The following is a 25,967-nucleotide window of genomic DNA, read 5'->3' as shown; positions in this document are numbered from 1 at the left end:
AAAACCAATTTAGCCAGCCACTACACGCTTACCTCGAAACGAACTCACGAACGACTTTATAACTGTGACAGGTCAGTGGCTAAAAATTGTCTGGCGAGCTTAGTCAGGGACGCTTCTGAACCCTGGATATGAAACGTTGTATGCCGATGCGTTTGTTGAGACCCAGGCATTAATCTGGCGGCTGGCGAAGAGGACTCCAGCTCATAAAATTGTCCCATCTGAGACTGGCCCGGCTTCATAGGGCCATCGTTATAGGCGTTTATAACATCACCCGAGAAAGGTTCTTTCTGGTGCTCCCAGGCCGAATTTACGTATTGTTGATTCGTCGGATCAACATCATACGTCACCAGCGTCAAGGTCCGGGTTGTGGGATCATAACTACCAATCCAGCCGGTCGCCCGATCGGGCGACACCCCTATTTTACTTCTGTAACGGGCATCGGCCGTGAATAAAGCCGACGTTTTTCCGGTTCTTAATCGCTCAGAAGGTACTTTCCCAAAGTAGGCATCGTTGATGGGCTGACCATCGCCCGGTTTGAAAGGGACAATAATAGTTGCTTTGGGCGATGCGTTCATCATGCCCAGGATCCAGATAGACGGCATACCGGTCTCCGTAGTCCAGGCAAGCTTTCCTTTATTGGTAATTTTATTGTCTGATTGGATACCAACAATCTTCAGTGAATCTATCGTGACGGATAGCTGGCGGGCAATCTGTTCGTTGGTCAAGAGACGGACCGTACGCTCTATACCTATGTCAAACCGCGTTCCTGTATAGTTCGTCAGCGCTACATCACGGGTAAACGTAGCAGAGGTTTCTGTGCTGTTGGTACGGGCAAACGGTTCGGAGTCAATAGCTGCCGGGGTTTGCCAGTGATCAGCATCGAAGGGGTCGCCCTTTTTAAAATACAGAGCAAACTGTCCGCCTTCCGGCCCGAGCCAGAACCGATCCTCGCCCCCGAAAGCATTCATGTGCGGAAGCAATTTTCCCGATTTAATGAGGTCGTAATTAATCCACCCATAGCTGGCTTTCCCGTCGGCGCTACTTGTCATGACCCGTCCCTGATAGGCCGGGCAAATAAGTGCCTGGGCGTCACCATTTCGTAATTCAACCAAATCAGGGTGATGTTCTTTCAAAAACTGGCGGTCTTTAACAAATGGGCTGCTTTCGTTGCTGACAGATGATTGGCTTTCCAAGGATGATGTATTGGTTTGTGCAGTGTTTGTTTCAGATTTTCGACCCGAACAGGCCGATAGTAAGCAAACGAAAACAAAGGTGATGGTTTTGTACATGATCATGTAAGTAGCCTGACGAAAAATACCGAACTTGAGCTTCTCATTAGCCCTGAGCCGTATAAGGCTATAAATCATTGTGCCTGGTCAATCTACTTTACGCACTGACATTACCATTCGCCCTGCTTTAGAAAGCGACGCGCCGTTTATTTATGACTTCATCTGTTCACTGGAAGAATCTACGCTTGATAAGAATGCCTTTGCTACGGTTTTTCTTACTAATCTTCAAAACCCCTTAATTTATTATTTAGTAGCCGAACAGTCGGGAGCGGTACTTGGCTTTGTCAGCTGTCATGTTCAGCATTTATTGCATCATACGGGCAAGGTGGGCGAAATACAGGAATTGTTCGTACGCCCCGAGGTTCGAAATCAGTTGATCGGCCATCAACTCATTGAAGCACTCAATACCCTGGCAAAACAGGAAAACTTCGTCAATCTCGAAGTAACAACTAACCGGAAACGTACTGATACCATTCGATTTTACGAACGGGAAGCCTTCTCCCCGACACATATCAAATTAGTTAAACCTCTCTCTTATTAATGCGCACAACGAATTTTTTCTTTCTCTTTCTCCTTTGTTCGTTTTACAGTACAGGTCAGACTTTCCCGTCAAACGATGCCGCACTTGAGCGCAAAATCAGGACGGTTTTTGCCGGTTTTAAAGGCAAGGCGGGTATTTATGTTCGACATCTTCGAACTGGCAAAACCGTGGCTATCAACGCGGATACCCTTTTCCCTACTGCCAGCACTATTAAAGTTCCGATTCAGTGCGGGTTATTTGACAAGATTAATAAAGGCGAGTTAAAATACGATCAGCCGCTCATTTATAAAGATTCGCTGCATTACGATGATGGCATTGTCGGTTCGCTTAGGGATGGAGCCAAAATACCACTCAATGAAGTGGTTATGCTCATGGAGACGGTGAGTGACAACACCGGAAGTCTGTGGTGTCAGGCGCTGGCCGGGGGCGGGGCAGCAATCAACGCCTGGCTGGAAACAAACGGCTTTCACCAGACGCGGGTCAACTCCAGAACGCCCGGTCGTGAGGGCAACTGAACCCAGTATGGCTGGGGACAAACTACCCCCCGCGAAATGGCCGATCTGATGACACACATACGGCAGGGGCGCGCCGTTAGCCCGGATGCCAGCGAAGAAATGTATCGAAATCTGGGCCGTCAGTTCTGGGATAATGATGGATTATCCCAAATTCCACCCGAGGTTAAGACAGCCTGTAAGACCGGAGCTGTCAATCAGTCACGATCGGAGGTTGTGTTCGTGCACGCACCACACGGTGAATACGTATACTGTGTCATCACCAAAAACCAGCAGGATGAGAGCTGGGAACGAGCCAATGAAGGGTTTGCCCTATTACGCTCCGTTTCTGCTATTCTGTGGCACCATTTTGAACCCAAATCCAACTGGAAGCCAGCCGAAGGCTATGAAAAATGGTGGTAGTTGGTAAAACAAAAAGCCGGTTCGTCAAAAGAAGAACCGGCTTTCTTATGTTTAAGTACCACGTATGGAAGCCCGGAATAATGAATTCAGTGGATTCCTGCTGCGGTCTATTTATCTTAATTCAGAAACTTCAATCGCAGATCGTTCAACTGGCTGCGAATTGAACCATCAACCTGACGATCGCCAAGTTTCAGAACATATCCGCCAATCAGGTTTGAATCCAGCTTTTCTTCGAGCTCAACCAGTTTACAACCAGTCGTTTTCATAACCATGGCTTTAAATTGATCGCGCTGCAAAGCGGTTAATGGCACCGTTGTAACAACACTTGCCCGCTGAACACCTTTCAATTTGTCATACTGGCTAACGAACTCGTCGGCGATGGCATCCATGATCCCTTCCCGATTCTTTTTAGCGATGATCTCAAAAAAAGCCATCGTCACCGGATTAACCCGGCCGGTGAAGGCCGCCTTGATCACAGCACTTTTCTTTTCAGCACGAACGATGGGGTTCTTCAGCATCAACATCAATGGCCGACTTTGGGCCACTGTATTTTTGAAGAACATCATGTCCTTATACATGGTCTCGGTCAGGCCTTGTTCCTGCGCCAGATCTAACAGCGATTTGGCGTAGCGGGCGGCAACAGTAGCAACTGCCATAATCGAATTAGTTTAGGTGTGAATTAGAGACTAGATCCGTCACCAGTTTCTCCTGCGATGACTTGTCGCTCAGTTCTTTACGAAGCACTTTCTCCGCAATGTCGAGCGAAAGGGTGACGACTTCTTTTTTCATCTGGGCGATGAGTGCCTGGCGTTCGTTCTGCATCGACTCACGAGCCTGCTCCAGAATACGTTGCCCTTCGATAGCGGCTTTTTCACGGGAATCGGCTACCATTTTGTCGGCAGCTTCTTTAGCACCCCGCAGGATAGCATCGCGTTCGGTACGGGCCTGGGCCAGCAACTTTTCGTTATCGGCTTTCAGTGCTGTCATTTCGAGCCGGGTCTTTTCGGCCAGATCAAGCGCACTTTGAATATTGTTTTCGCGTTCGCTCAGGCTTTCTGTGATGGGTTTCCAGGCAAAAGCGCGCAGAATAAGAAACAGGCCGAGGAAAACCACTACCTGCCAAAATAAAAGACCAAGATCGGGTGTGAGCAAATCCATGGATTTACGACCGCGTGAGCGGCTGATTTCAAGTTTTGATGTTAAAGTTCTTGTGTACTAACCTACCGAAGTATGTTCAACGTACTGCTTAAAAGCATTCAATCTTTTGTTGAAGAACGTTCACCCGTCGGCAACCCCAAACGGGCGAACGTTTTCCTTTAATCAGGCGAGCAGGGATGCCAGTGCCTAATGCAACCAGCCTGCTCAAACTTAGCATCTGCCAGGTCGGGCTTTATTAAGCCGTAGCAACCAGCAGACAAATAACAGCTGCGAACAGAGCTACGGCCTCGATCAGAGCCGCGATGATCAGCATGGCAGTTTGGATACGACCAGCCGCTTCTGGCTGACGGGCAATACCTTCCATGGCACTACCACCAATTTTACCGATACCCAGACCAGCTCCGATAGCGGCTAAACCGGCACCAATAGCAGCACCCATAACCGAAACACTACCCGTAGCTTCTAACAGCAGAGAAAACAACATTGCGAACATAAACTTCAAACGTATTTATTAGTGAAACAAAAGATTGCAATTGAAAATCGATAATCTGAAACGATCAGATAACACCAGGGTTACCCTAATTCTGACGTAGTACCTTCATAGCCAATGCCATGATCCGCTTCGTGGTGTTCTTCAACAGCACTGCCAATGTACATGGCTGTCAGCAGCGTGAAGATGAAAGCCTGCAGGAAGGCAACCAGCAATTCGATCAGGTTCAGGAACAGGGTAAAGAAGAGTACAACCGGACTGATGGCAACACTGGTCGTAGCACCACCCATGTTGTTGGCCATGAAAATCAGTCCCAGCAAGCTCAGGATGATGATGTGACCAGCGGTGATATTGGCGAACAATCGGATCATGAGCGATAACGGCTTCATGAATACACCAACAATCTCAACCGGAATCATGATCGGCAGCAAGGCTACAGGAACGCCAGTCGGTTTCAGGATGTGCATCCAGTAATGCTTGTTACCGCTGAACGTAACGATCAGGAAGGTAATCACAGCCAATACCAGTGTGACGGTGATGTTACCGGTCAGGTTGGCAGCACCGGGCAACAGACCCAGCAGGTTATTAACCAGAATGAAGAAAAACAGGGTCAGCAGATAAGGGAGGTACTTTGTGTATTTCGGCCCGATGCTTGGCTTGGCAATTTCATCCCGAACAAAGAGGATAATTGGCTCAAGAAACGACTGGAGACCCTTAGGTGCCTTGCCTCTATTTTTGGCGTATCCCCGACTCACTGCCGGAAAAATCAGCAGCATAATTACGGCACTTAACAGAAGCGACGCTACGTTTTTGGTGATCGAGAAGTTGTAGAGTTTCGATTCATGATCAACCGTTCCGGCTTCGTTTACCCGGTGAATTTTACCGTGTTCCGTTTTATAGCCTTTATACTCAGCCCCATGTGCCAGACGCGACGATGAGAATACTTCCAGACCGCGGTCTTTCGAGTATAAAATAACTGGCAGCGGAATGGTAACACCATGAGCCAACTCCCAGCCGTGGTCATCTTTAATGTGGTGCATGATCATTTCTCCCACATTAAATTTTTCCTTGGTGGCGTGAGCTTCGCCTTCCTGATTGGCATGCGCTTCACCCTCGTGGGCATGCTCTTGTGCCTGGGCACCTACTAACGAACTCAAAATGAGAGCCGTTGCAAACAAAATCTTATTAATAGCCGAACGCATCATATGATGTGACAAATCGTTTTTACGAATCGCGTCGCAAGTTACGAGTAAGCGTCCAAATCTCAAAGCCTGTATAAGATATATATAGGACAAGAAAGTCCAATATGAACGTTCGTCTATCCTCAACGTGGTTGAATAAAAAGAAACCAACGAAAGCTAATCCCAGGATTAACCGGCCGACGGTGGCAGCCATGTAAAGGGGTATCAATCGTTCCTGATTGCCCTGTAAACCAGACTCTACCAGCCGGTGTGTCAGAAAGGAGACACTTAAAAAGAAAACCAGTAGAACCTTCCAGCTGGCATGTAGCCAGGGAGTAACCGAATATCGTTCGGCTAAAAAAAATGCAATTGCCAGAATGAAAGTAAATAAAAAAAGTCGAATCATATTGGGCTGTCAGCCATAACTGAAGGCAGTTAAAATACTATGTAAAAATCTTACTTTTTCGTCAACTGCCGAATGAATAAATAGAGTGAAGCACCAATCGCCATAAGGGATAATACAATTGTCCAGATAGGCCGATGATTATTCTGCCAGGCATCGATTTTCATCCCGGCATAAACACCCAGGCCAATGGTACCCAGCATTTGAAAGGCAATACCACTGAACTGCACAAACGAAGTAGTTTTCTCCGTTACTTTTTTTACTGGCTCGTTTCCCCGACCCCATTTATCTGGGTCTTGCGCATCGGGTTGGTCGGGGTAGTTTTCCATAGAATTAGTCGCTGTGGTGTTATATGCCGTGCAAAATTCGTTAATTTGGGCTAAGGTTCCATATTATCAACCCGTGTAGAAACGTTTTAATACGAGTGACCACGTGTTCTTGACGAATGTCCCGCTATTTACAAAATTCATTCTTTCTATTTGTTACAGTCAGTTGTTTACTGACTGGCGGGCTGGTGTCGTGTTCTCAATACAGTACGAAAGCCGTGAGTAAGGGGTATCACAACCTGACGGCTCACTTTAATGCCTATGTGATTGCCCGCGACCAGATTGGTCAGGCAGAACAGTATCTGTTTAAGACAAGGCAGGAGAATTATAACCAGTTGATGCCCATTCTCCTACCCATCGACTCCATGCTGATCCAGCCGGTGAAACCGCAACTGGATGATGCTATCAAAAAAGCGTCCCTTATCCCCGAACGGCACCAGAACAGCAAATGGCTCGATAATGCCTATATTCTGATTGGTCGCGCCCGCCTGTTAAAACAGGATCTACCCAACGCGATCGAGGTTTTCAAGTATGTAAATACGAAAGGAACCAACGAAAACGATAAGCATACCGCCCTTGTCGGCCTCATGCGTGCTTATGTCGAAGCGAGCGATTATACCAATGCCCTCAACGTAGCCGAGTACCTGCGCAATCAGCCGCTCAACAAAGACAACACCCGCGATTTCTATTTAACGAAAGCTTACCTCCACGAACGCAAGGGCGAACTAGCGACAGCTGTTGGTATATTGGACGCCACCTTTCCGGCCTTAAAAAAGGACGAGTCAACAGCCCGGCTTCATCTGATTGCAGGTCAATTATATGATCTCATTGGCCAGCCTGCCAAAGCAGTCGATCACTACCGGCAGGTATTGAAATCACGACCAACTTACGATCAGTCCTTTTATGCGAATTTGTTTGCCATTCAAAGCAATGGCTTAACCGGCGACCAGAAGCGAATTGCTCAATCAGCCGAAACGTTTGAAAATCTGCTCAACGACCGGAAGAACGTCGACCTTAAGGATAAAGTCTACTTTACTATGGGCTTGCTCGAAGCGCGGAGCGGGCGTATCGACAAGGCAATTAAGTATTACAGCCAATCCATTCAGGCAGCAGGCACTAATACAACGCAGGTACCGTATACCTATCTGGAAATTGGAAAGCTGTATTTTGAGAAAAAAGCAGATTACGAACAGGCGAAGGTCTACTACGACAGTGCGCTGGCCTTATTGCCCAAGCAATCTCCCGATTATGCAGCCCTGCTGACCCGCAAAAAGACGCTCGATGATTTTGTTCAGTACAAGTCCACCATCCGGACAGACGATAGCCTGCTGGTATTGGCCAAAATGGAACCGGCAGCCCTCGACAAAGCACTCGATAAAGTTATCGAACAGCGGGAGAAAGAAGATAAAGCACAGGCCGCTTTGGCTCAACAGATTATTGATCGGGCAAAGGGTGGGAACAGCAACGCATTGCCCGGTGCGACAAACTCAAACCTGCAACCAAATGAACGTTGGGTACTGTATAACCCCATTGCTCTGAGTCAGGGTAAACAGGAATTTGCCGTTCGCTGGGGAAACCGGCCGCTTGAAGACAACTGGCGACGCAGCAATAAAGAATCTTCGGGAGCCATTGCCGCGGATAACAGTCCGCTCAATGGGGTTTCGCCAGCTAATTCGGTCAACCCAAATGCACCCTTACAACCAGCAGACGCCAATGCGGTACCGGTTGCGCTGAATAGTCCGGCGTCTTCCCGGAAAGCGCAGAAAGATGCCATGATGGCTAAAATTCCGTTCACCCGGGAAGCGCAGGCGCTGGCTAACCAGCGCATCGAGAACGCTTTGTATAAGCTGGGCAAGCTGTACAAATTTGACCTCAATCAGCCTGCCGACGCCATTCCAACATTCGAGCAGTTATTAACCCGTTATCCGAATACGCTTCAAAAGCCCGAAGTTTACTACCTGCTTTACCTCTCCAATGAGCAAGTAGGCAAAACATCTTCCTGGAAGGATAAACTATTGGCTGAGTTCCCAAACACGTCTTATGCCCGTTTAACGGGTCGTGCCGTAGCTCAGTCGAGCGATTCGGAAGCTAAGGCCTCAGCAGCTTATGCCGCCATTTATGATCTGTATAAAGCCAACAACAATGCCGAAGCCCTTTCAAAAGCGGAGAATGCCTTAGGCAGTTTCGCTGGCACGCAATTGGAAGACAAACTGGCCCTTTTGCGTGTTATTCTGATTGGCAAGGTGAAAGAAGTAGACGATTATCGGAAAGCGTTAACGGAGTTTGTCCGCGATTATCCGGGCAGTCAACTGCTGCCCCGCGTCAAAGAAATGCAGACCGCTGCCGACCAGGTAACGGCGAAACGAAAATAAAAGCCTTGTTTGCTTCTTAGTCGAGCCATCGATGTAGCAGCAAACGGCCAGCCGGTAATCCGGCACGCTTAACCGCACCAACTAAAAACTGAAATAAAAGAATCAATAATGATTGAATTTGCTCCTGGCCGTTACCGGAAGATAATCCGCAGCATCTGGCGATACTCCCTGCTTGGTATTATCCTGTTGATCTTGTACGTGGTGGCTGTTAGTTATAACTTTTTATGGCTTTTCGGGGGAATGCCGAGCCTCAAAGCGCTTGAGAACCCAAAAAGTGAAGAAGCGTCTGAAGTATATACCGCCGATAACCAGTTACTGGGTAAGTACTACGTTGAGAACCGCACCCCCATCGAAATCTCGCAGGTGTCGCCTAACGTAACCTCTGCCCTGCTGGCTACGGAAGATGCCCGCTTTATCAAGCACTCGGGTATTGATCCAAGGTCGCTATTCAGAGCAGTGGGTGGTTTCCTTACCTTTAAGGATGCGTCGAGTTCGGGTGGTGGTAGTACGCTTACCCAGCAAACGGCCAAAAACCTATTTGACACCCGCCAGGAAGAACTACGGGGTGTACTTGGCCATATTCCGGTTATCAGTCTGATAATTGCCAAAACAAAGGAATGGATTCTGGCCGTACGTCTTGAGCGAAATTACACGAAGCAGGAAGTTATGATGATGTACCTGAACACCGTTTCGTTCGGGAACAATACGTACGGCATTAAAACAGCCGCCAAAACCTACTTCAGTAAAGAGCCCTGGAACCTGAATGTAGACGAAGCCGCCTTATTGGTGGGCATGCTCAAAAACCCGACCTTTTATAACCCTCGCCTTTTCGAAGACCGCACCCGGGAACGCCGGAATGTGGTGCTTGGGCAGATGAAAAAATATAAGTTTCTGTCTGAAGATCAGTTTCAGGCGTACAAAAGCAAACCGTTAAAACTCGACTTTAGCGTCGAGAACCAGAATACGGGGATGGCGGCTTATTTCAGGTCGGTGATTCGGGATGATATTAAACGCTGGATCAGGCAGTACAACGAAGAAAATCCGGGTGCGGAGCTTGACCTTTACACCAGTGGCCTAAAAATTTATACGACGATCGACTCCCGCATGCAGGCTTACGCTGAGGAAGCTATTATGGCTAATATGCGCGATCAGCAAAAGAAGTTTTATGAACACTGGCGTGGTCGAAATCCATGGGTACAGAAGGATCCCCGAACTAAAAAATACAAAGAAATTCCCGGCTTCATTGAATCGGTGGCCCGACGAACAACGCGCTACAAGCAATTCAAGGCGGCTTATGGTGACGATGAGAACGCCATTTGGCGCGAGATGCGAAAACCCATTAAAATGAAGGTTTTCGTGTATGGTGGCAAGCGAAACGATAAGGACACCACCATGAGTCCTCTAGACTCAATCAAGTACTATAAACGGCTGCTCAACACAGGTTTTATGTCGATGGACCCACGATACGGCTATGTAAAGGCCTGGGTGGGCGGTATCAACTTCAAGTACATGAAGTTCGACCACGTTCGCCAAAGTCGTCGGCAACCGGGTTCGACATTTAAACCGTTCGTGTATCTCACCGCTATGGATCAGGGCTTTGTAACACCCTGTAGCCACATTACAGATCGGCCAACCGTATTTGCCCATGGGGAAGACAACAACAACGGGCCACCCTGGATGCCCAAGAATTCGACGGGACGTTATAGTGGTCAAAGCTTGTCGCTGCGGGAAGCGCTGGGCCAATCTATTAACACGGTTAGTGCGCAGCTGATCAAAAAGACCCGGGCAGCAGCCGTCATCAAGTACGCCCACGATATGGGTATCGAAAGCAAGGACCTGCGGGAAGATCCAACCCTTTGCCTGGGAACAAGCGACGTATCTGTCTACGAAATGGTGGCCGCCTATTGTGCGTTTGCCAACGGTGGTACACGCGTTCGGCCAATGATGCTCATTCAGATTACGGACAAAAACGGAAATGTACTGAAGAACTTCACGCCCGATGCAAAACAGGTGATCAGCGCCAATCGGGCCTATGAAATGCTTCACCTGATGCGGGGTGCCGTTGAAGACCCCAACGGTACGGCTCAGCGGTTACGTACACAATACAAACTGCTGGAAGGTGGCAATGAGATTGCCGCAAAAACCGGAACGACATCTAATTATTCAGATGCCTGGTTTATGGGTATGACTCAGCACCTTGTTTCCGGCTTGTGGGTCGGTGGTGATGATCGCCCCATTCACTTCAGAAACATTGAACTCGGTCAGGGTGGCCGGTTAGCCATGCCTGCCTGGGCCATGTACATGCAAAAGATCTACAAAGATCCGACGCTGACACAATACCGACCTGAGCCATTCCGCAAACCGAATAATTTCAAAATTGACTGTGGCGGGTATCATATAGACTCTTCTCAGCGGTATATTCCACCCAAAGTTGTACCGGAAGATGAAGACGAGATTCTTCAGTAATATGTTAAGGCCAGCATCACGCTGGCCTTTTTTTGGCCTGACGAAAAGCAACCTTTAGCCCTCGTAACTTGTTTTCTAATACTAACTAACGACTAGCCCATTAACTGGCCAGCCATCCCGGCGGGTAGAACAGTATGCCTGAATTCGACTATAAAACAGAGTTAAGCAAGGTACCACACGAACCGGGCGTCTATCGGTATTTCGACGTTTCGGGGGAGGTCATCTACGTTGGAAAGGCTAAAGACTTAAAAAATCGGGTTAGCAGCTATTTCACCAACTCGAAAGGCCATGATCGAAAGACATTACGATTGGTTAGCCAGATACAAAAAATTGAGTTTACCATCGTTCACACTGAGTTCGATGCGCTGCTGCTCGAAAATCAGCTCATCAAGCGGTATCAGCCCAAGTTCAACATTCTCCTTCGGGACGACAAAACCTACCCGTTTGTATGTGTCACTAATGAGAATTTCCCCCGGGTGGTTACCACCCGACGAATTGATCGTAAGCTGGGCACTTTTTATGGGCCATTCGCGAACTTGAAACCGATGTATACGGTGCTGGATATGTTCAGCCAGCTATTCACCATTCGTACGTGTAATTATAATCTAGCCCCCGAGAATATCGAAGCCGGTAAATACAAAGTGTGTCTCGAATACCACATTGGCAACTGCAAAGGCCCCTGCGAAGGGAAACAGGCGGAGGAGGATTATAACAGTGACATTGAGCAGATACATCACATTCTGAAAGGGAATCTTAAGCCGGCTCAGGAGTACTTCAAAGCCCGGATGGTGGAGGCTGCCAATGATCTAGCCTTTGAGCAGGCACAAAAGTATAAAGAGAAGATGGACGTATTACAGCGGTTTCAAAGTAAGTCTACGGTTGTTAACCCGAAGATTGCAGACGCCGACGTCTTTTCAATTGCCTCCGATGAAACGGCCGCTTACATCAATTTCATGAAGGTGGTGAACGGCACGATCGTGCAGACCCACACGGTGGAAATTAAGAAAAAGCTGGATGAAACAGACCCTGATTTGCTTGCCATGATGATCATCGAGTTTAGAGATCAGTATGGTAGTCAGGCTAAAGAGATCATTTCCAACATTCCTCTTGATGTTGATCTGAAAGCCGAAGTGACGGTTCCGCAGATTGGCGATAAGAAGAAGTTGCTGGACATGTCGCTCAAGAATGTTCTGTACTTCCGTCGCGAACGTCAGGATCGGGCAGCGGCCGAAGCGACCGCCAACGCCAGTAAAAAAGACCGGGTTTTGATTCGTTTAAAGCAAGATTTACAGCTTAAATCATTACCCAACCGGATCGAGTGCTTCGATAACTCCAATATTCAGGGTACCAACCCGGTTTCGGCCATGGTTTGTTTCATTGGCGGAAAACCAGCAAATAGGGAATACCGTCACTTCTCAATTAAGACAGTCATTGGACCCAATGACTTCGCCAGCATGTACGAAGTGGTCACCCGTCGTTATTCACGGGTTTTAACGGAGGACACCGGCCTACCCGATTTGATTGTTATTGATGGCGGCAAGGGCCAGTTGAGTGCTGCCTGTGATGCCCTGAAAGCTCTCGATCTGTATGGCAAAGTGCCCATTATTGGTATTGCGAAACGGCTGGAAGAAATCTATTTCCCCGAGGATAACCTGCCGCTTTATATTGATAAGAAGTCTGAATCACTAAAATTGATCCAGCGTATCCGTGATGAAGCCCACCGATTTGCCATTACGTATCACCGGGACAAACGCAGTCGCAACAGTTTAATCAGCGAATTGGAAAACGTAGAAGGTGTTGGCAAAAAAACAGCAGCGAAACTCTTAAAACACTTTAAGGGAGTGACTAAAATTCGGGAAGCTTCATTTGATGAAGTAGCCGAAATCGTCGGTAAAGACCGGGCCCTTAAGCTCAAAGAATATTTTGATGCGATTGAGCAGTAATCGTTAGCCTATAGACATAAAAAAAGCGGCTTCAAAGCCGCTTTTTTTATTCTTAGTATTCCCAAAGACCATGTTCAGTCTCCATCAGTTCGTATTCTGTTTGGTAAGACTTCAGCAGACCTTCACGATCGCCATACATACCTACCAAATCCGTATCTCCCGGGTTGGCTACTTTCGTTATGCGGCCATAAAACAAGCGCAGGTCAAAAGCGTCAGCCAGATTTTTGTGTTGCGCCTGGTTCTGCGGGTTGTACCAAATGAACTTCTTCGGGTCAGACCGGAACAGCTTATCCAGATCTTTGTACTTAAACGAGGCAATGGGCTTTTCAAAACCTGCCTGGTTTTTATCCGCTGGCAGCAATAAAGTTACTGATTGAATATCATAGTACAAACGTGAACGCTTGCGGTCAAAAATCCAATCTTCCTTAACTTCCAGAATGTTCAATTCTTTCGCAAAGTATTCATCGCCCGAGAAGGCCGAAGCAGCTGCAACCGTATCTTTTGGCGCTTCTACAATTGGCTCAACTACTTTGGCTTTGGCTCCTTTTTTGCCTTTTGCATTCTTGGCTACAGTAGCTTTCTTTTTGGGCGCTCCCCAACCATCGTCGGCAGGTTCAGCCTTAGCTGCCGCTTTTTTGGGCGTTCCCCAACCATCATCAACTGGCTTTTTCTTGTCTTTAGAAGGCGCATCCCAGCCATCGCTAGCTCCGGCGGTTTTGCCATCTTCCGTAAAGCCAGCAGCTTTCTCTTCCGCCGACAAGCCTCCTCCCGTATTCGGGATCAGCATGTTTTCGTGGAATTTTTCGGGAGAAATCTTTGTCGTCAACGAATCGCTCGTGTACGCATCGATCAACCCTGCCTTTACGGCTTCAATCAAATATTTGGAGATCTCATTGTTCTTCGAGAACATTGACTGATTCTGTTTCTCCTTCAGGTCGATACGACGCCAAAGGGTCTTCTTCATCATAATGTCGTTCTCATTAATGCCACGAACAGAATTTGCATTAACGCCACTGTTCGCTTTCTCCTGAGCCAAAGCCTCCCCTCCTGCCAGAGCCAGCGCTGCTAAAGCCAGTGCACCAGCATATCGTATCGTCCTATTTTGTGTCATGGCTACTAGTTATTGTCAATTCAGTATGTTAACGGTTAACAAACCGCTTTAGTACATCTAATACAGCGAAACCTGCTGAAGTGGGCTCCCCATGGGTACGTCACTGATTTCACCTCTAAAGTTTTGACGCTGTACCCCGTCAACCTGGATAACCAGACGGTCGCCGGGCTGGGCTTCAGCGGCTAAGGAAGCAATTGAACCACCACCTGCTCCTACAGTTACGAATGTAACACGCTTGGTACCTCTAACCAGTGATACAGTAGCACCCGTTGTCCGAAAACGAGCATCATCCGGAGAGAAAGCAGCAAAGCTTGGATCAGCTACTGCCTGAATTTTTACACTTCTTGCCGATGACACAGGTACTCCACGAGGATCATTGGCCGGTACACCCCCAACAGAAATCTGCAAGGTGGGACGGGGCACTTTGTTTACGCGAAAACGTTCCGTTCCCAACAGACTACCTGAGTTGCTGATATTAAGAGAAATGCTGGCGGCACTCGGCACAACAGTGATTTTACCTTTTTCACCCGAAGTGATGACTGCGGCTCCATCCGCTGAAAAGGAAGGATTCCACAATGCGCCTAATTGAGGACTCTGAATGCTCAATTTGTTTGCACATCCCAGGTATAATGGAGGTAACGTTCCTGTTTCAATCTGATAGGATGGTTTCGCTACATAGTACTCAGCCGAAAGAGGAACGGTTTTAAGGCCGGCCGCCGTCTGGTAAGCAATAGAACCTGTCAACGTCCGACGTGCCAGACCATTTTTGTCGTAGGCGCCACCCTGTGCTGTAAACTCAATGATACCCTGTCCATCCTGAACACGAACCGCGCCACCATTGAGACTCATGCGCGGTTGAATACCCGACGACGAAGCAGCCAGAAACATCTGACCTTTAAACTTCGTACCGGCAACAACAACTTTGGAGTCCATGCTGAGCATGGCAATAATCTTGTCAAACTTAACGTCCTGCGCACCTACTTTGCTGGCAAGTACATCCAGTACTTCACCTTCAAGGCGACGAACATCCGCCTGTTTTTGACTCAATACGGCGAGGGCTGCGGGAACAGGAGTTTGGGCAAAATTCAATTCGGCAAAATCTTTTCTCTTCTGATCCGGAGACCGGCTGGCAATTGGGTCATCTTTGCCATCAAGTGCCATTGGGCTATATTTGTTACCCGATAGTCTGGAAAGATTATCAACGTAAGCGTTCAGTTGGTCTTTCAACTTGAAGGCAGCACCATTTCGGTTTGTGCCAATCATCGTTTGCGCCACCGATTCTTCTTCGCTCAGATTCTTGATATTTCCTGATTCGTCGCGACCACCACTGGCATCGACGATCTGGTCTTTAAGCTTATCGATTTCGCCACTCATTTCAGCCGTTAACTTACGAACCTCATCGGCTTGTTTGACAATAGCCAGATCGGCGGCCCGGTTACCAGACTTCTCAACCGTTCCGCGAATGTTATCAAACGTAGACTGGTTGACCTTGCTGACGGCTCCAATAGACTGCTCTAAGCTGTTATTAATTAAAACGAATTTCTCCAGAATGGCCGACGTGACTTGCAGAGCCAGTAATGCGGTCAAAACCAGATACATCATCCCGATCATCTTCTGACGGGGTGTCTCTTTTGTGCCTGCCATAAACTATGGTAGTAATAATATAAGTTGTGGAAAGGCCGCCTTAGCGGTTAAATTATTGAGTAAAGTAATGTTCACATTGCCGGTTACAGCTATCTGATCCATAACCGGCAATGTAATTTATTACGATTAAATTACTGATTACCCCGCATGGCAGTTAACATGCTGCCATATACGTTATTGAGGGAGGCCAAATTACCTGTTAATTTTGCCAGCTCATTTTTAAACTGCTGGGTATCGCGGCTGGCATCACTCATGTTCTCCATAGCCGCTGTTAAGCTGCCATAGAATGCGTTCATGGCCTTCAGGTGCTTATTGGTATCCTGCAATTCCAGTTCATAGACCGCATTAAGAGCGCCCATGTTTTTAGTCACTTTCTGGAATTGATCGCGGTAATCTTTCGCATCGGTTGTAGCATCAGCCATCGAATTCATAGCTGAGATGGCTGTACCATACGATTTATTCATTTCACCAATCGAAGACGAAGCTGATTTTACGTTGCGGGCATAATCATTTGTAGCCACCGTAGCATCGGTAAGATCCGTTAATTTCGAAACGGTATCGTTCAAATTGCGGAAGCCAGAACCCAAACGTTCAAAAACATCAGGCGTCACCTTGGCCTGAGCCAGCATTTGATCCATGCTACCCGTCAGTCCATTAGCCTGTGGAGCCGGTTTGCGGGCTTCACCTTTGTAATCATCTGCTAATTCCGGATAAACGCGCTCCCAGGCGTAGCCGTCATCACCTGTTGCGGCTGGCATGGTGAAACTCTGAATAGCGTATAATAGGAAAATAACAACTTCAGTCAAAAGACCGGCGGTCAGTAACCAGCCGAATTGTTCATTGTGTGTAATTTTTGCCCAGGCTCCGGCAATTACGACGGCCGCTCCGGCACTGTAGATTGTTGGTACTAAACGATCCCAAAAAAAACTGGAAGACTTTGCTGCTGCCATGATAAGCTATTATTGGTTGGAATAGGTAATTAACTAGGGTGGGTACTGTTTTATTGCTGGATGTTCACTGTGCTGTTCAGAAATTTGCTTAAGCTTTTTTGGCAGAAGCCTTTTTAGGGCTCTTACTCTTGCTGCTTCCCCCCCCTACACGACCCGAAGCGGTACGACCTTCCAGGTTATCCATGATACAACGGAAACCGATATAAGAGCGTTTCTGGTCTTCGTATTCGTACGACCGGGTACCCGTTTCCAGATAGTAAGCAATATCTTTCCAGGAACCTCCACGAACTACCTTGCGTGGCTCGTCAGCATTCTGGTTGTCAGGGTTCATGTCCCATACAATGGCATTCGTGTTGTCTGCATAAGCATCACGGCACCATTCGGCTACGTTACCTGCCATGTTATACAAACCATAATCATTGGGGTTGTAGGCGGTTGCCGGTGCTGTGTACGGGTAGCCATCTGCGTCGAAATTACCACGCTGTGGCTTAAAGTTAGCCAGGTAACATCCTTTACCGTTTGCCACATACGGGTTACCCCATGGGTATTTGGCTCCGTTTTTACCACCCCGGGCAGCCCACTCCCACTCAGCCTCTGAAGGAAGGCGGAATCCAAATGACTTATAACCGCCGTCTTTTGTCCGGAAATCGTCGAGAGTATTGGTACGCCACTTACAGAAATGCTTGGCAGCAATCCAGCTTACACCAACAACCGGGTAGGTATCAAATGCAGGGTGTCCATAGTAATGCTCCAGCATTGGATCACCATTGTGATAAGTAAAGTCATTTTTCCAAACCGTTGTATCTGGATAAAATTTAGACATGATCTCCTCTTCGCCCAGGGTTGAGACGGAATCAGCCAGCAAGGCATTTACATATTGCCGGTATTCGTGGTTAGAAATTTCGGCATCATCCATGTAAAACGAACTGATCGTTACCTGCCGGTTCATGTTGATTTGCGTAGCCGCCACATCTTCGTCGGCTTGCCCCATGATAAATGAACCTGACGGTACTAATACCATGCCATAAGGTGTAGGTTGTTTCCATCCCTTACGACCGGTGGCTGTAATTTCACCATTCGTAACGCCGACTTCACCACCCTTACCACTTTTACCGCCAAATTTTGACTTCAGAAACCCGCAACCTTGCAAGAGCAGTAATACTGCTGCGCCCATCACTACCCGGGTTGCGTTGACTGTTAACCAGTTATACTTCATCGTTGTCGAACTTTTACCTTCTTCTTGTGCGAGACCAGACTAAAAACGAAAATCTGTTTGGATATTGTATGTAAAATTCGTGTTGGGCGTATTTTCTATACTGCCTTTCTTCGAACTGACTTTTATTTAAATGGCTATTACAGCGTAACCAGCGTCTGTTTCCTCAAAAATAAGGTTCCCACTGCAAACAGCCTAACAAGAATATTGCCAAAAAGGCTTTTTTTTGACATTTAGCGCCAAAATTTAATTCGTCAGGCTAACCTAATAACGAAAACGCGGGGTTCTAATTATGGGCTTCTTCCGAACATCGGGCGCTGGTAAAGCATACGATAATAATATCTCATGCGATGTTGCGCTTTTCACTTGTGTTCCACTGGTAACAATGTCCAAGGCGTAACCAACCCGCAGGGCATTGTTCCGCATCAGGTTGATCCCTGCCGTTGCCATCAACGCATCTTTGAAACGATACCCAAGCCCGGCCCAAATCCGGTTATCATAAGTACCCAATAAATTCAAGGCAACGGTCGATCCGGGAAGTCCTGCCATCGTACTATACTGAACGAGTATCGAAGGTTGCAGGTCAATGTTATACCCCATACCAAGCCGATATCCTGCCGTTAAGTAGGCTTTACTATCCGATGGTTCTGTGAACCGGTCAGCTATATAACTGTATTTTGCCTTGTTTAAGTGTGTCATACTAACCCCTAACCAGTAATCAGTCGTATTATAATATACGCCAGCTCCTACGTCGGGTTTGAATTGATTAATCTGACCACTCGGCAAAAGCGGATCGCCAGGATCGCTGGGGCGGAACTGGTTAAAATCATATCCTCTATTGAACATGCCCGCCTGCACACCTACCGACAAGGTTCCGTTTTTCAATGCCAATCGATACGCGTAAGAAATCTGGACAGCCTGATTAATGGATGGGCCATATTTATCATTCAGGGCGTAAATGCCAATGCCACTCTTTAGTTTAGCTAACGGCATGTTAAAGGATATCATTTGAGTGCTCTGTGCCGCACTTTGATCCCCCGAGCCCGACGTTTGATACCCAAGATATTGTGTTCTGTGGGTGAGTTGCAAACGTGACACTCCCTCCGACCCGGCAGCTGCCGGGTTGTAATAGAGTGGGTTGTACATATACAAACTAAATTGTGGGTCCTGCTGAGCAAAGGCGGTTGGAGCAACAGTCGTCAGCAGAAAAAAAGCAAAAACGTAAAGAGTGCGAATCATACGACCTAACCAAAATTCAGAACAGTTGCCATTAAGCAGAAGCCCGTTCCCGTAAACAATATTACAGTTTACAACTTAACGCCCGCATAGACAAATTATTGGCTCATAAATAAAGGCCAGATGCCGGAAATGAAGCTATAAACTTGGTTCCGATATCCAGCCTTCGTATAACGGCCACTTTATCTTAATTGTTGGCTTTTTTTAAGTACAGGTCCAGTGCTCCCGTCATAGATGGCGCATTGGGAAGTGGCGCTTCAATATCGAGAGTTAAACCGGCCTCTTTAATGGCTTTGGCAGTTGTAGGTCCAAAAGCAGCCATGCGGGTACCGTTCTGGTTAAAGTTAGGGAAATTGCTCAACAGCGAACTTACTCCGGATGGACTGAAGAAAGCAATAATGTCATAACTCTCAATATCCAGATCTGACAAATCAGTAGGAACCGTATCATACATCACCGCTTCGGTAAAGTGCAGACCACTGGTATCCATGAACTCAGGGATATCGTTCCGACGGATGTTTGAGCAGGGAAAAAGGAATTTCTCGTTCTTGTGCTTTTTGATCAGATCGAAAAGCTCGGTTGCTGTCTTTGTACCGTTGAAGATTTTGCGCTTCCGGATGACAATGTATTTCTGGAGGTAGTTGGCTGTTTGCTCCGAAATGCAGAAGTACTTCATATCGGCAGGCACATCGACTCTACCCTCCTGACAGATCCGGAAAAAGTGGTCGATTGCATTTCGACTTGTAAAAATGATCGCCGTATGCGCCAGGATATTGATTTTTTGCCGACGGAAATCTTTAAACGATTCGCCTTGAATCTGAATAAATGGGCGAAAATCTATTTGAAGATTATACTTGCTAACCAAATCAAAATAAGGAGATTTTTCGTCGGCGGGTCGAGATTGGGTCACTAACAGCCGGTTTACTTTCGTGAGCCGGTTTTCCGTGGATTGCATACTAATTTCGTTCATTGAATCTTTACTAGGTTCAACAGCTGTTTTCAACCTTCGGTCATTTAAACGGTAACCTTTCCAGTAGATGCAGCTAACTTATCAATGCCCACTCCTCAAAGTGCAAACCGCAACCCGATTATGAGTGGAATCAACTCAACGATACAAAGGTACGAAAATAAATAAAGATTCTTGATAGACTCTAAACTGCGTACTACCAGGTAGAGCAGCATCAGCCTTGCCAAATAAAACCCAACCAGCGGTACCAGCAACATATTAGGTACCCAAACTAAGGTCGGCACATTGTAGCTGATAAGGGATACCAAAAGTGCTAATGCGGTAAAAAACAGGAATGATGACTGCAGAATCTTAAAATATTGTACCTGCGTAATGTCCTGTAATTTGTAGAGGCCTCCCATAATTTCAAGAAGGATATACTTACCCACCAGGCTCATAAATGCCAGGGCGGCAACCAGAAAAAATTCTCCTACCAACCAGCCAAAATGCTGTTCGCCAAGCAACAATGTTCGGGAAGCGAACACATCGAGATTTCGGCTTTGCACGAAGATGATCAGATAAGCGATGACAAAGCTTATGTTCAGCGTAAACAGCATATTTGTGCTGCTTAGAGGCCTGTTAATCAGAAAAGACTCCTCCTGCGCCCGTAAGGACATCAGATCACGCAGGCTGTAGAATCGAAGAAAGGCCCGGTGGTAGAAGGCATATAAAAAGGCATGGGTGGCTAACAAAAATAAAAGTGCCAGGCCTAAAAAATTATCGTAAATAGCTTTGGGGCGGGGCCGGACGCTCAGATTATCATCACTCAGAACAACTTGCTTTTGCGTTGTCGATTTCGGATAACCAATAAAGAGACTTTTATCATTGAGGCCGGGGGCTCCGTAAACCGTTAAAAAGATTTCCGGCTGACGATACACGCGAAACAGACTGTCAATACTTAGCACCTGCCATTGATTGGCCCGGAGCTTACGTTTGAGCGCTGCATTGATAAACAGATAGCCATCCCGACGGGTGGAGATCAATAAACTATAATGACGATTGCTCTCCAGATCGATGTATGCACTCAACGCTGTGCGATCGGCATGTTGTTCTGCAATGTAGGGGATATACGCTTTCGCACCTTCGTCATATACCTGAAAATCATCGCGAAAGTCATGTATGGGATAGTATCGTCCTTCAGGCCCGATACCGGTAGCGCGGGGCTGTGCTGAAACGGATAGGAAAAGAAAGAGCGAAAAAGCGAAAGAATGAAAGAGCATTACCACAGGGATGGCTTTGGTACTCGTTACAATTCTTTTCACTCTTTCGCTTTTTCGCTTTTTCACTGATTTTATTTTCCTAATGCTTTCAACATAGTATCACCAATCAGGGCGGGCGATTCAACAACATGAATACCACAATCGCGCATGATGGCCATTTTGGCAGCGGCCGTATCGTCGGCGCCACCAACGATGGCACCCGCGTGGCCCATCCGGCGACCTTTCGGTGCGGTCTGGCCAGCAATAAAGCCCACTACAGGCTTCCGGTTACCATCGGCTTTAATCCAGCGAGCCGCTTCTGCTTCCATACCACCACCGATTTCTCCGATCATCACGATAGCTTCCGTTTCAGGATCGTTCATCAGCAGTTCAACGGCTTCTTTGGTTGTAGTGCCAATAATTGGATCACCACCAATACCGATAGCAGTCGATTGGCCTAAACCGGCTTTCGTCAACTGGTCAACGGCTTCGTAAGTTAATGTACCTGACTTAGAAACGATACCGATGGTACCTTTCTTGAAAATGAAACCAGGCATAATACCCACTTTGCACTCTTCTGCGGTCATTACACCAGGACAGTTAGGACCGATCAGCCGAACGTCCTTGTCTGACAGGTAGTTTTTAACGGCTACCATATCTTCTGTCGGAATTCCTTCGGTGATACAGATAATAACTTTAATTCCAGCCTCGGCGGCTTCCATAATGGCATCGGCAGCAAAAGCCGGCGGCACAAAAATGATGGAAACGTTAGCCCCTGCCTGCTCTACAGCCTGCTGAACGGTATTGAATACCGGCCGGTCCAGGTGAGTCTGACCACCTTTACCAGGCGTAACACCTCCAACCACGTTGGTGCCATATTCGATCATCTGCTGGGCATGGAAACTGCCTTCCGAGCCGGTAAAGCCCTGGACGATAACTTTGGAGTCTTTGTTGACTAAAACACTCATGACGGTTTGTAAATCGTTGGCGATACGGTTAATTATACAACAAGGCTACTGAACAAACAGGGAAATACTTCGCAAATGATTCCCTTATTTCCCTGTTTGGCTGTAGTCTTGCCTCATCTAAAAAGTTGGGCAAAAGTAGCCGAAACTTCGTAAATTACGTGATGATTTTTTCGCACATCCTTTCCGGCTCCATTCTGGCCGGGGCGGGCGTCGGGGTGTTCTGGCACTTTTTTGGACGCATTTCTCTGTTTAACCGGCTGCTTTGGGGCTTCTACTTGCTCACAACATCCATTGCAGCGCTTATTGGTGTTCTTCATTTTGCGGGGAATGAATTCCTTGAGCCTATCCACCAGTCCATGATCGTACTCTCTGACTCACTGGGAGTTGTGTGTGTAGTAACAGCGGTCCACGCACTTTTGAACCAACGCACCCTGTCAATCATCACCTTTTTGGCCACCGTGATCCTGGGTCTGTTTTTATTCATTACACTGCTCCTTCCCGACGCACGTGTCTTTACCCCTATTGTTCCTTCACTTGGCATCCTGATTTTGATGCTGCTGGCCGTTTTCTCCCTATTACAACGAAATAAACGGGGTCTCTGGGTAGTGCTGGCGGCCATGATGCTTGGACTCGCGACTAAATCTGAATCATTCGGCAACTTTATTCACCCAATCGATTTTTTTCATTATGCCACCACGCTTGCCTTGTGGTTTTTCGGGCAGGCAGCCAAGCGTTGAGTGCTGTCTAATGACCTAAACAACAATTTTCAATAAATTATAAAAAGGGAAACTTTACGGTTGTTAGAATAGTTAACACTGTTATAAAGCATACCACTATTCCGTATGGGAATTCTTGAGCGTCGGCAACGGCAGAAAGTTGAAGTCAGAACCAGCATCTTACAAGCTTCCTGGCAATTAGTCCTGGAAGAAGGCTGGCAGGCGCTTTCTATTCGCAAAATTGCGGATGCTATTGAATATAGCGTACCGGTCATTTATAGTCACTTTGATAATAAAGACGCTATTTTACTTGAATTCACGAAAGAAGGTTTCCGGTTACTAACCGAGGAGATCGTTCGGCAGCGAGACCGGAAACCAGAGGCCAGTCGGCAACTGGAAGCTATGGCGGAGGGGTACTGGAACTTTGCCTTTGAGCATAAAGAGTATTATCAGCTCATGTTCGGTCTTGGTATTCCTGCCTGTGAGCAAGTTAATCAGGTGGCCGAAATGAAGGAGTTTTCGGATATTCTAATTTCGGTCATTCAGGAAGCGATCAACAACAGCAACCAGACTGAGGTAGATGCTTTCCTCAAATTTCATATGTATTGGTCTATTTTACACGGACTGGTTTCGATACAAATGATGAATCGAAAAGAAAACCCCTGGAGCCAACTCGTGTTGAAAGATGCCATTGGTGGATTCATAAAATCTTTAAACGGGTAATTTTTTTGGCTATACCCTAACAGTGTTATTATTTATATCATTGTAAAATCCAGCCAGCTTACATTAATTAAATTCAGTAACTCAACTCATGGCAACAACTAAATGGGTAATAGACCCAATGCACTCAGAAGTCCAGTTCAAGATTAAACACCTGGTTATATCTACAGTAACCGGTACGTTCCGCAGTTTTGAAGGTGGGGCGACAACAGAGCATGACGACTTTAACAACGCGGAGGTTCATTTTGCTTTAGAAGTGGATAGCCTTGATACCAATCAGGAAATGCGGGACAACCATCTGAAGTCATCCGAATTTTTTGAGGCAGAAACGTATCCCAGGATTTCTTTTAAGTCAACTTCATTTAAGAAAGTTGACGACGACGAATACCAACTGACGGGTGATCTAACGATGAAAGGCATTACCAAGCCAGTAATCCTGAAAGCGGAATATGGGGGTACAGCCAAAGATGCTTATGGTAATCAGAAACTGGGATTTGAAGTCACCGGAAAGATTAACCGAAAAGAATTTGGTCTTACCTACAATGCCCTTACAGAAACGGGTGGTCTAGCTCTTGGCGAAGACGTCAAACTAATTGCCAATATACAGCTTGCTCAGGCAGCCTAACATATAACCAATACATCCATGGACGTAGAAATTTGGAGTGATGTCATGTGCCCGTTTTGCTACATCGGAAAGCGCAAGTTCGAGCACGCTCTCGATCAGTTTGCGCATAAAGATCAGGTAAACGTGGTCTGGAAGAGCTTTCAGCTTAACCCCGATATGAAAACGGAGCCTGGCAAAAATATCAATCAGTATCTGGCTGATATAAAAGGCTGGAGCCTTGACCAGGCCAAAAGCATGAACGCCCGCGTTACGGCGATGGCTCAGGAAGTTGGGCTTACATACGATTTCGACAAAGCAGTTGTCGCTAATTCGTGGGATGCTCACCGATTGATACAGCTTGCTAAAAAACATGGCCTGGGTGATGCCATTGAAGAACGCCTGTTTAAGGCCTACTTTACTGAAGGTCGCGACACCTCTGACCATACTACCTTACTTGAATTAGGAACTGAAATTGGCCTCGACCCCGACGCAGTTCAGCAATTGCTGGCAACCGATCAGTTAGCTGAAGACGTAAATCAGGATGTGTATGAAGCCCAGCAGGTTGGCGCGCGGGGAGTTCCTTTCTTTGTTCTTGATCGTCGATACGCGGTGTCGGGCGCCCAACAACCCGAAACCTTTCTGAGCGCGCTCAATACAGCCTGGGCGGAATGGGAAAAAGCCAATCCAGTTTTATCCGGCACAACCGTCGATGGTCCCGCCTGTTCACCCGGCGAAATCTGTTAAACCATTGAACACCGATTTTAATGATTTTTAGTAGTAGCCTTATTCACTCTTCAACGGAGGGGTTGGGTAAGTAATGCTAACATCTATAATTAGTAGCTACATAAAATTCATGAAGATCGGTGTTTCATCATTACCTACCTATGGAATTACTTGAAGCGATGAACTGGCGGTACGCTGCCAAAAAAATGACCGGTCAGAAGATACCGGTGGAAAAAATCAACACGATACTGGAAGCGATCAGGCTATCGGCCTCCTCGGTGGGCATGCAACCTTATACGGTTTTTGTGATCGACAACCCCGAATTAAAGGGCAAAATCCATGAGCAGGCCTGCCCGCAACCGCAAGTTGTGGAAGGATCTCACCTATTGATCTTTGCTTCCTGGACGGGAATAGACGCGGCTAAAGTTGACGAATACATCCAGTTGATTGCCAAAACGCGCGGTGTCACTATCGAATCCCTAACGCCTTTTGCTACATCCATCAAAGGGAATCTGTTAAATAAAACAACGGAAGAGCTTGACAATTGGGCTGCCCGACAGGCTTACATCGCCCTGGGCACCGGTCTGATTGCAGCCGCTACGGAACATATCGATGCAACGCCTATGGAAGGCTTTAACGCCACTGTTCTTGATGAGCTACTGGGTCTGCCAGCAAAACAGCTGCATAGTGTTGCCTTACTCGCACTTGGTTACCGCGATGAAGCCAGAGATTTTTTGTCAAAAGCCCCCAAAGTACGTCGGGCTAAAGAAGAATTGTTTGTAGAGATGGCTTAA

General features: G+C 47.1%; 23 protein-coding genes and 1 pseudogene. 10 read left to right on the top strand and 14 right to left on the bottom strand.

The genetic code is table 11. From position 1 onward, the window contains the following. Positions 1–56: 56 nt before the first annotated feature. Positions 57–1,367: a DUF6786 family protein gene (locus tag ACYVK4_RS13605; protein ID WP_461128061.1), complete on the bottom strand. Its 1,311-nt coding sequence runs from the start codon at positions 1,365–1,367 to the stop codon at positions 57–59. A 1-nt stretch (position 1,368) separates the two neighbouring features. Here ACYVK4_RS13605 and ACYVK4_RS13600 point away from each other — a divergent pair, with 1 nt between their 5' ends. Then, on the top strand, positions 1,369–1,830 hold the full coding sequence (locus ACYVK4_RS13600; RefSeq protein ID WP_461128060.1) for a GNAT family N-acetyltransferase: 462 nt from the start codon (positions 1,369–1,371) through the stop codon (positions 1,828–1,830). After that, positions 1,830–2,744, top strand: a pseudogene (locus ACYVK4_RS13595) (serine hydrolase). Before ACYVK4_RS13600 ends, ACYVK4_RS13595 begins: the two are co-directional and overlap by 1 nt. Before the next feature lie 116 nt (positions 2,745–2,860). On the opposite strand, the gene atpH reads toward ACYVK4_RS13595, so the two are convergent. The 5 genes from atpH to ACYVK4_RS13570 all read right to left on the bottom strand — a co-directional run bounded on the left by atpH (position 2,861) and on the right by ACYVK4_RS13570 (position 6,305). Further along, positions 2,861–3,400, bottom strand: coding sequence for an ATP synthase F1 subunit delta (gene atpH / locus ACYVK4_RS13590; RefSeq protein ID WP_461128059.1), 540 nt, complete (start codon positions 3,398–3,400; stop codon positions 2,861–2,863). Between the two features lie 7 nt (positions 3,401–3,407). Next, positions 3,408–3,902: a F0F1 ATP synthase subunit B gene (locus ACYVK4_RS13585; RefSeq protein ID WP_461128058.1), complete on the bottom strand. Its 495-nt coding sequence runs from the start codon at positions 3,900–3,902 to the stop codon at positions 3,408–3,410. Between the two features lie 235 nt (positions 3,903–4,137). After that, positions 4,138–4,395: an ATP synthase F0 subunit C gene (atpE, locus tag ACYVK4_RS13580; RefSeq protein WP_100987219.1), complete on the bottom strand. Its 258-nt coding sequence runs from the start codon at positions 4,393–4,395 to the stop codon at positions 4,138–4,140. A gap of 80 nt (positions 4,396–4,475) precedes the next feature. Continuing rightward, positions 4,476–5,597 carry a F0F1 ATP synthase subunit A gene (gene atpB, locus ACYVK4_RS13575; RefSeq protein ID WP_461128057.1) on the bottom strand — a complete coding sequence of 374 codons (1,122 nt, stop codon included), beginning with the start codon at positions 5,595–5,597 and terminating at the stop codon, positions 4,476–4,478. A 432-nt stretch (positions 5,598–6,029) separates the two neighbouring features. Continuing rightward, positions 6,030–6,305 carry an AtpZ/AtpI family protein gene (locus tag ACYVK4_RS13570; RefSeq protein WP_461128056.1) on the bottom strand — a complete coding sequence of 92 codons (276 nt, stop codon included), beginning with the start codon at positions 6,303–6,305 and terminating at the stop codon, positions 6,030–6,032. Between the two features lie 116 nt (positions 6,306–6,421). On the opposite strand from ACYVK4_RS13570, the gene porW reads away from it, so the two are divergent. The 3 genes from porW (at position 6,422) to uvrC (ending at position 13,083) form a co-directional block, all read left to right on the top strand. Next, on the top strand, positions 6,422–8,674 hold the full coding sequence (porW, locus tag ACYVK4_RS13565; RefSeq protein WP_461128055.1) for a type IX secretion system periplasmic lipoprotein PorW/SprE: 2,253 nt from the start codon (positions 6,422–6,424) through the stop codon (positions 8,672–8,674). A gap of 108 nt (positions 8,675–8,782) precedes the next feature. Next, positions 8,783–11,140: a penicillin-binding protein 1A gene (locus tag ACYVK4_RS13560; protein WP_461128054.1), complete on the top strand. Its 2,358-nt coding sequence runs from the start codon at positions 8,783–8,785 to the stop codon at positions 11,138–11,140. A 134-nt stretch (positions 11,141–11,274) separates the two neighbouring features. Then, positions 11,275–13,083 carry an excinuclease ABC subunit UvrC gene (uvrC, locus tag ACYVK4_RS13555; RefSeq protein ID WP_461128053.1) on the top strand — a complete coding sequence of 603 codons (1,809 nt, stop codon included), beginning with the start codon at positions 11,275–11,277 and terminating at the stop codon, positions 13,081–13,083. A gap of 52 nt (positions 13,084–13,135) precedes the next feature. On the opposite strand, the gene porN is transcribed toward uvrC, so the two are convergent. From porN to sucD, 8 genes are all read right to left on the bottom strand, one after another. After that, positions 13,136–14,194: a type IX secretion system ring subunit PorN/GldN gene (porN, locus tag ACYVK4_RS13550; protein ID WP_461128052.1), complete on the bottom strand. Its 1,059-nt coding sequence runs from the start codon at positions 14,192–14,194 to the stop codon at positions 13,136–13,138. Between the two features lie 57 nt (positions 14,195–14,251). Continuing rightward, complete coding sequence (porM, locus tag ACYVK4_RS13545) at positions 14,252–15,838, bottom strand: type IX secretion system motor protein PorM/GldM (RefSeq protein ID WP_461128051.1); 1,587 nt, start codon at positions 15,836–15,838, stop codon at positions 14,252–14,254. Between the two features lie 131 nt (positions 15,839–15,969). Next, a complete protein-coding gene (porL, locus tag ACYVK4_RS13540; protein WP_461128050.1) occupies positions 15,970–16,788 on the bottom strand; it encodes a type IX secretion system motor protein PorL/GldL in 819 nt (272 codons plus the stop codon). Positions 16,789–16,876: 88 nt separating this feature from the next. Beyond that, the gene (gene porK / locus ACYVK4_RS13535; protein WP_461128049.1) at positions 16,877–18,004 is read right to left on the bottom strand and encodes a T9SS ring complex lipoprotein PorK/GldK; all 1,128 of its coding nucleotides are present in this window, start codon (positions 18,002–18,004) and stop codon (positions 16,877–16,879) included. A gap of 261 nt (positions 18,005–18,265) precedes the next feature. After that, complete coding sequence (locus tag ACYVK4_RS13530; RefSeq protein ID WP_461128048.1) at positions 18,266–19,240, bottom strand: PorP/SprF family type IX secretion system membrane protein; 975 nt, start codon at positions 19,238–19,240, stop codon at positions 18,266–18,268. Positions 19,241–19,424: 184 nt separating this feature from the next. Continuing rightward, positions 19,425–20,207 carry a uroporphyrinogen-III synthase gene (locus ACYVK4_RS13525; RefSeq protein ID WP_461128047.1) on the bottom strand — a complete coding sequence of 261 codons (783 nt, stop codon included), beginning with the start codon at positions 20,205–20,207 and terminating at the stop codon, positions 19,425–19,427. Positions 20,208–20,302: 95 nt separating this feature from the next. Next, entirely contained in the window at positions 20,303–21,463 is a 1,161-nt protein-coding gene (locus ACYVK4_RS13520; RefSeq protein WP_461128046.1) for a DUF4271 domain-containing protein, read from the bottom strand. 71 nt (positions 21,464–21,534) lie between these two features. Beyond that, positions 21,535–22,410 carry a succinate--CoA ligase subunit alpha gene (gene sucD, locus ACYVK4_RS13515; protein ID WP_461128045.1) on the bottom strand — a complete coding sequence of 292 codons (876 nt, stop codon included), beginning with the start codon at positions 22,408–22,410 and terminating at the stop codon, positions 21,535–21,537. A 161-nt stretch (positions 22,411–22,571) separates the two neighbouring features. Here sucD and ACYVK4_RS13510 point away from each other — a divergent pair, with 161 nt between their 5' ends. The 5 genes from ACYVK4_RS13510 to ACYVK4_RS13490 all read left to right on the top strand — a co-directional run bounded on the left by ACYVK4_RS13510 (position 22,572) and on the right by ACYVK4_RS13490 (position 25,967). Next, complete coding sequence (locus ACYVK4_RS13510) at positions 22,572–23,147, top strand: DUF6962 family protein (RefSeq protein ID WP_461128044.1); 576 nt, start codon at positions 22,572–22,574, stop codon at positions 23,145–23,147. A gap of 105 nt (positions 23,148–23,252) precedes the next feature. Beyond that, on the top strand, positions 23,253–23,849 hold the full coding sequence (locus tag ACYVK4_RS13505) for a TetR/AcrR family transcriptional regulator (protein ID WP_461128043.1): 597 nt from the start codon (positions 23,253–23,255) through the stop codon (positions 23,847–23,849). Positions 23,850–23,937: 88 nt separating this feature from the next. Continuing rightward, entirely contained in the window at positions 23,938–24,471 is a 534-nt protein-coding gene (locus ACYVK4_RS13500) for a YceI family protein (RefSeq protein WP_461128042.1), read from the top strand. An 18-nt stretch (positions 24,472–24,489) separates the two neighbouring features. Continuing rightward, positions 24,490–25,194, top strand: coding sequence for a DsbA family oxidoreductase (locus ACYVK4_RS13495; RefSeq protein WP_461128041.1), 705 nt, complete (start codon positions 24,490–24,492; stop codon positions 25,192–25,194). Positions 25,195–25,334: 140 nt separating this feature from the next. Continuing rightward, the gene (locus ACYVK4_RS13490) at positions 25,335–25,967 is read left to right on the top strand and encodes an NAD(P)H-dependent oxidoreductase (RefSeq protein WP_461128040.1); all 633 of its coding nucleotides are present in this window, start codon (positions 25,335–25,337) and stop codon (positions 25,965–25,967) included.

The organism is Spirosoma aerophilum, from assembly GCF_054782495.1.
This window is presented reverse-complemented; position numbering and strand designations above follow the sequence as displayed.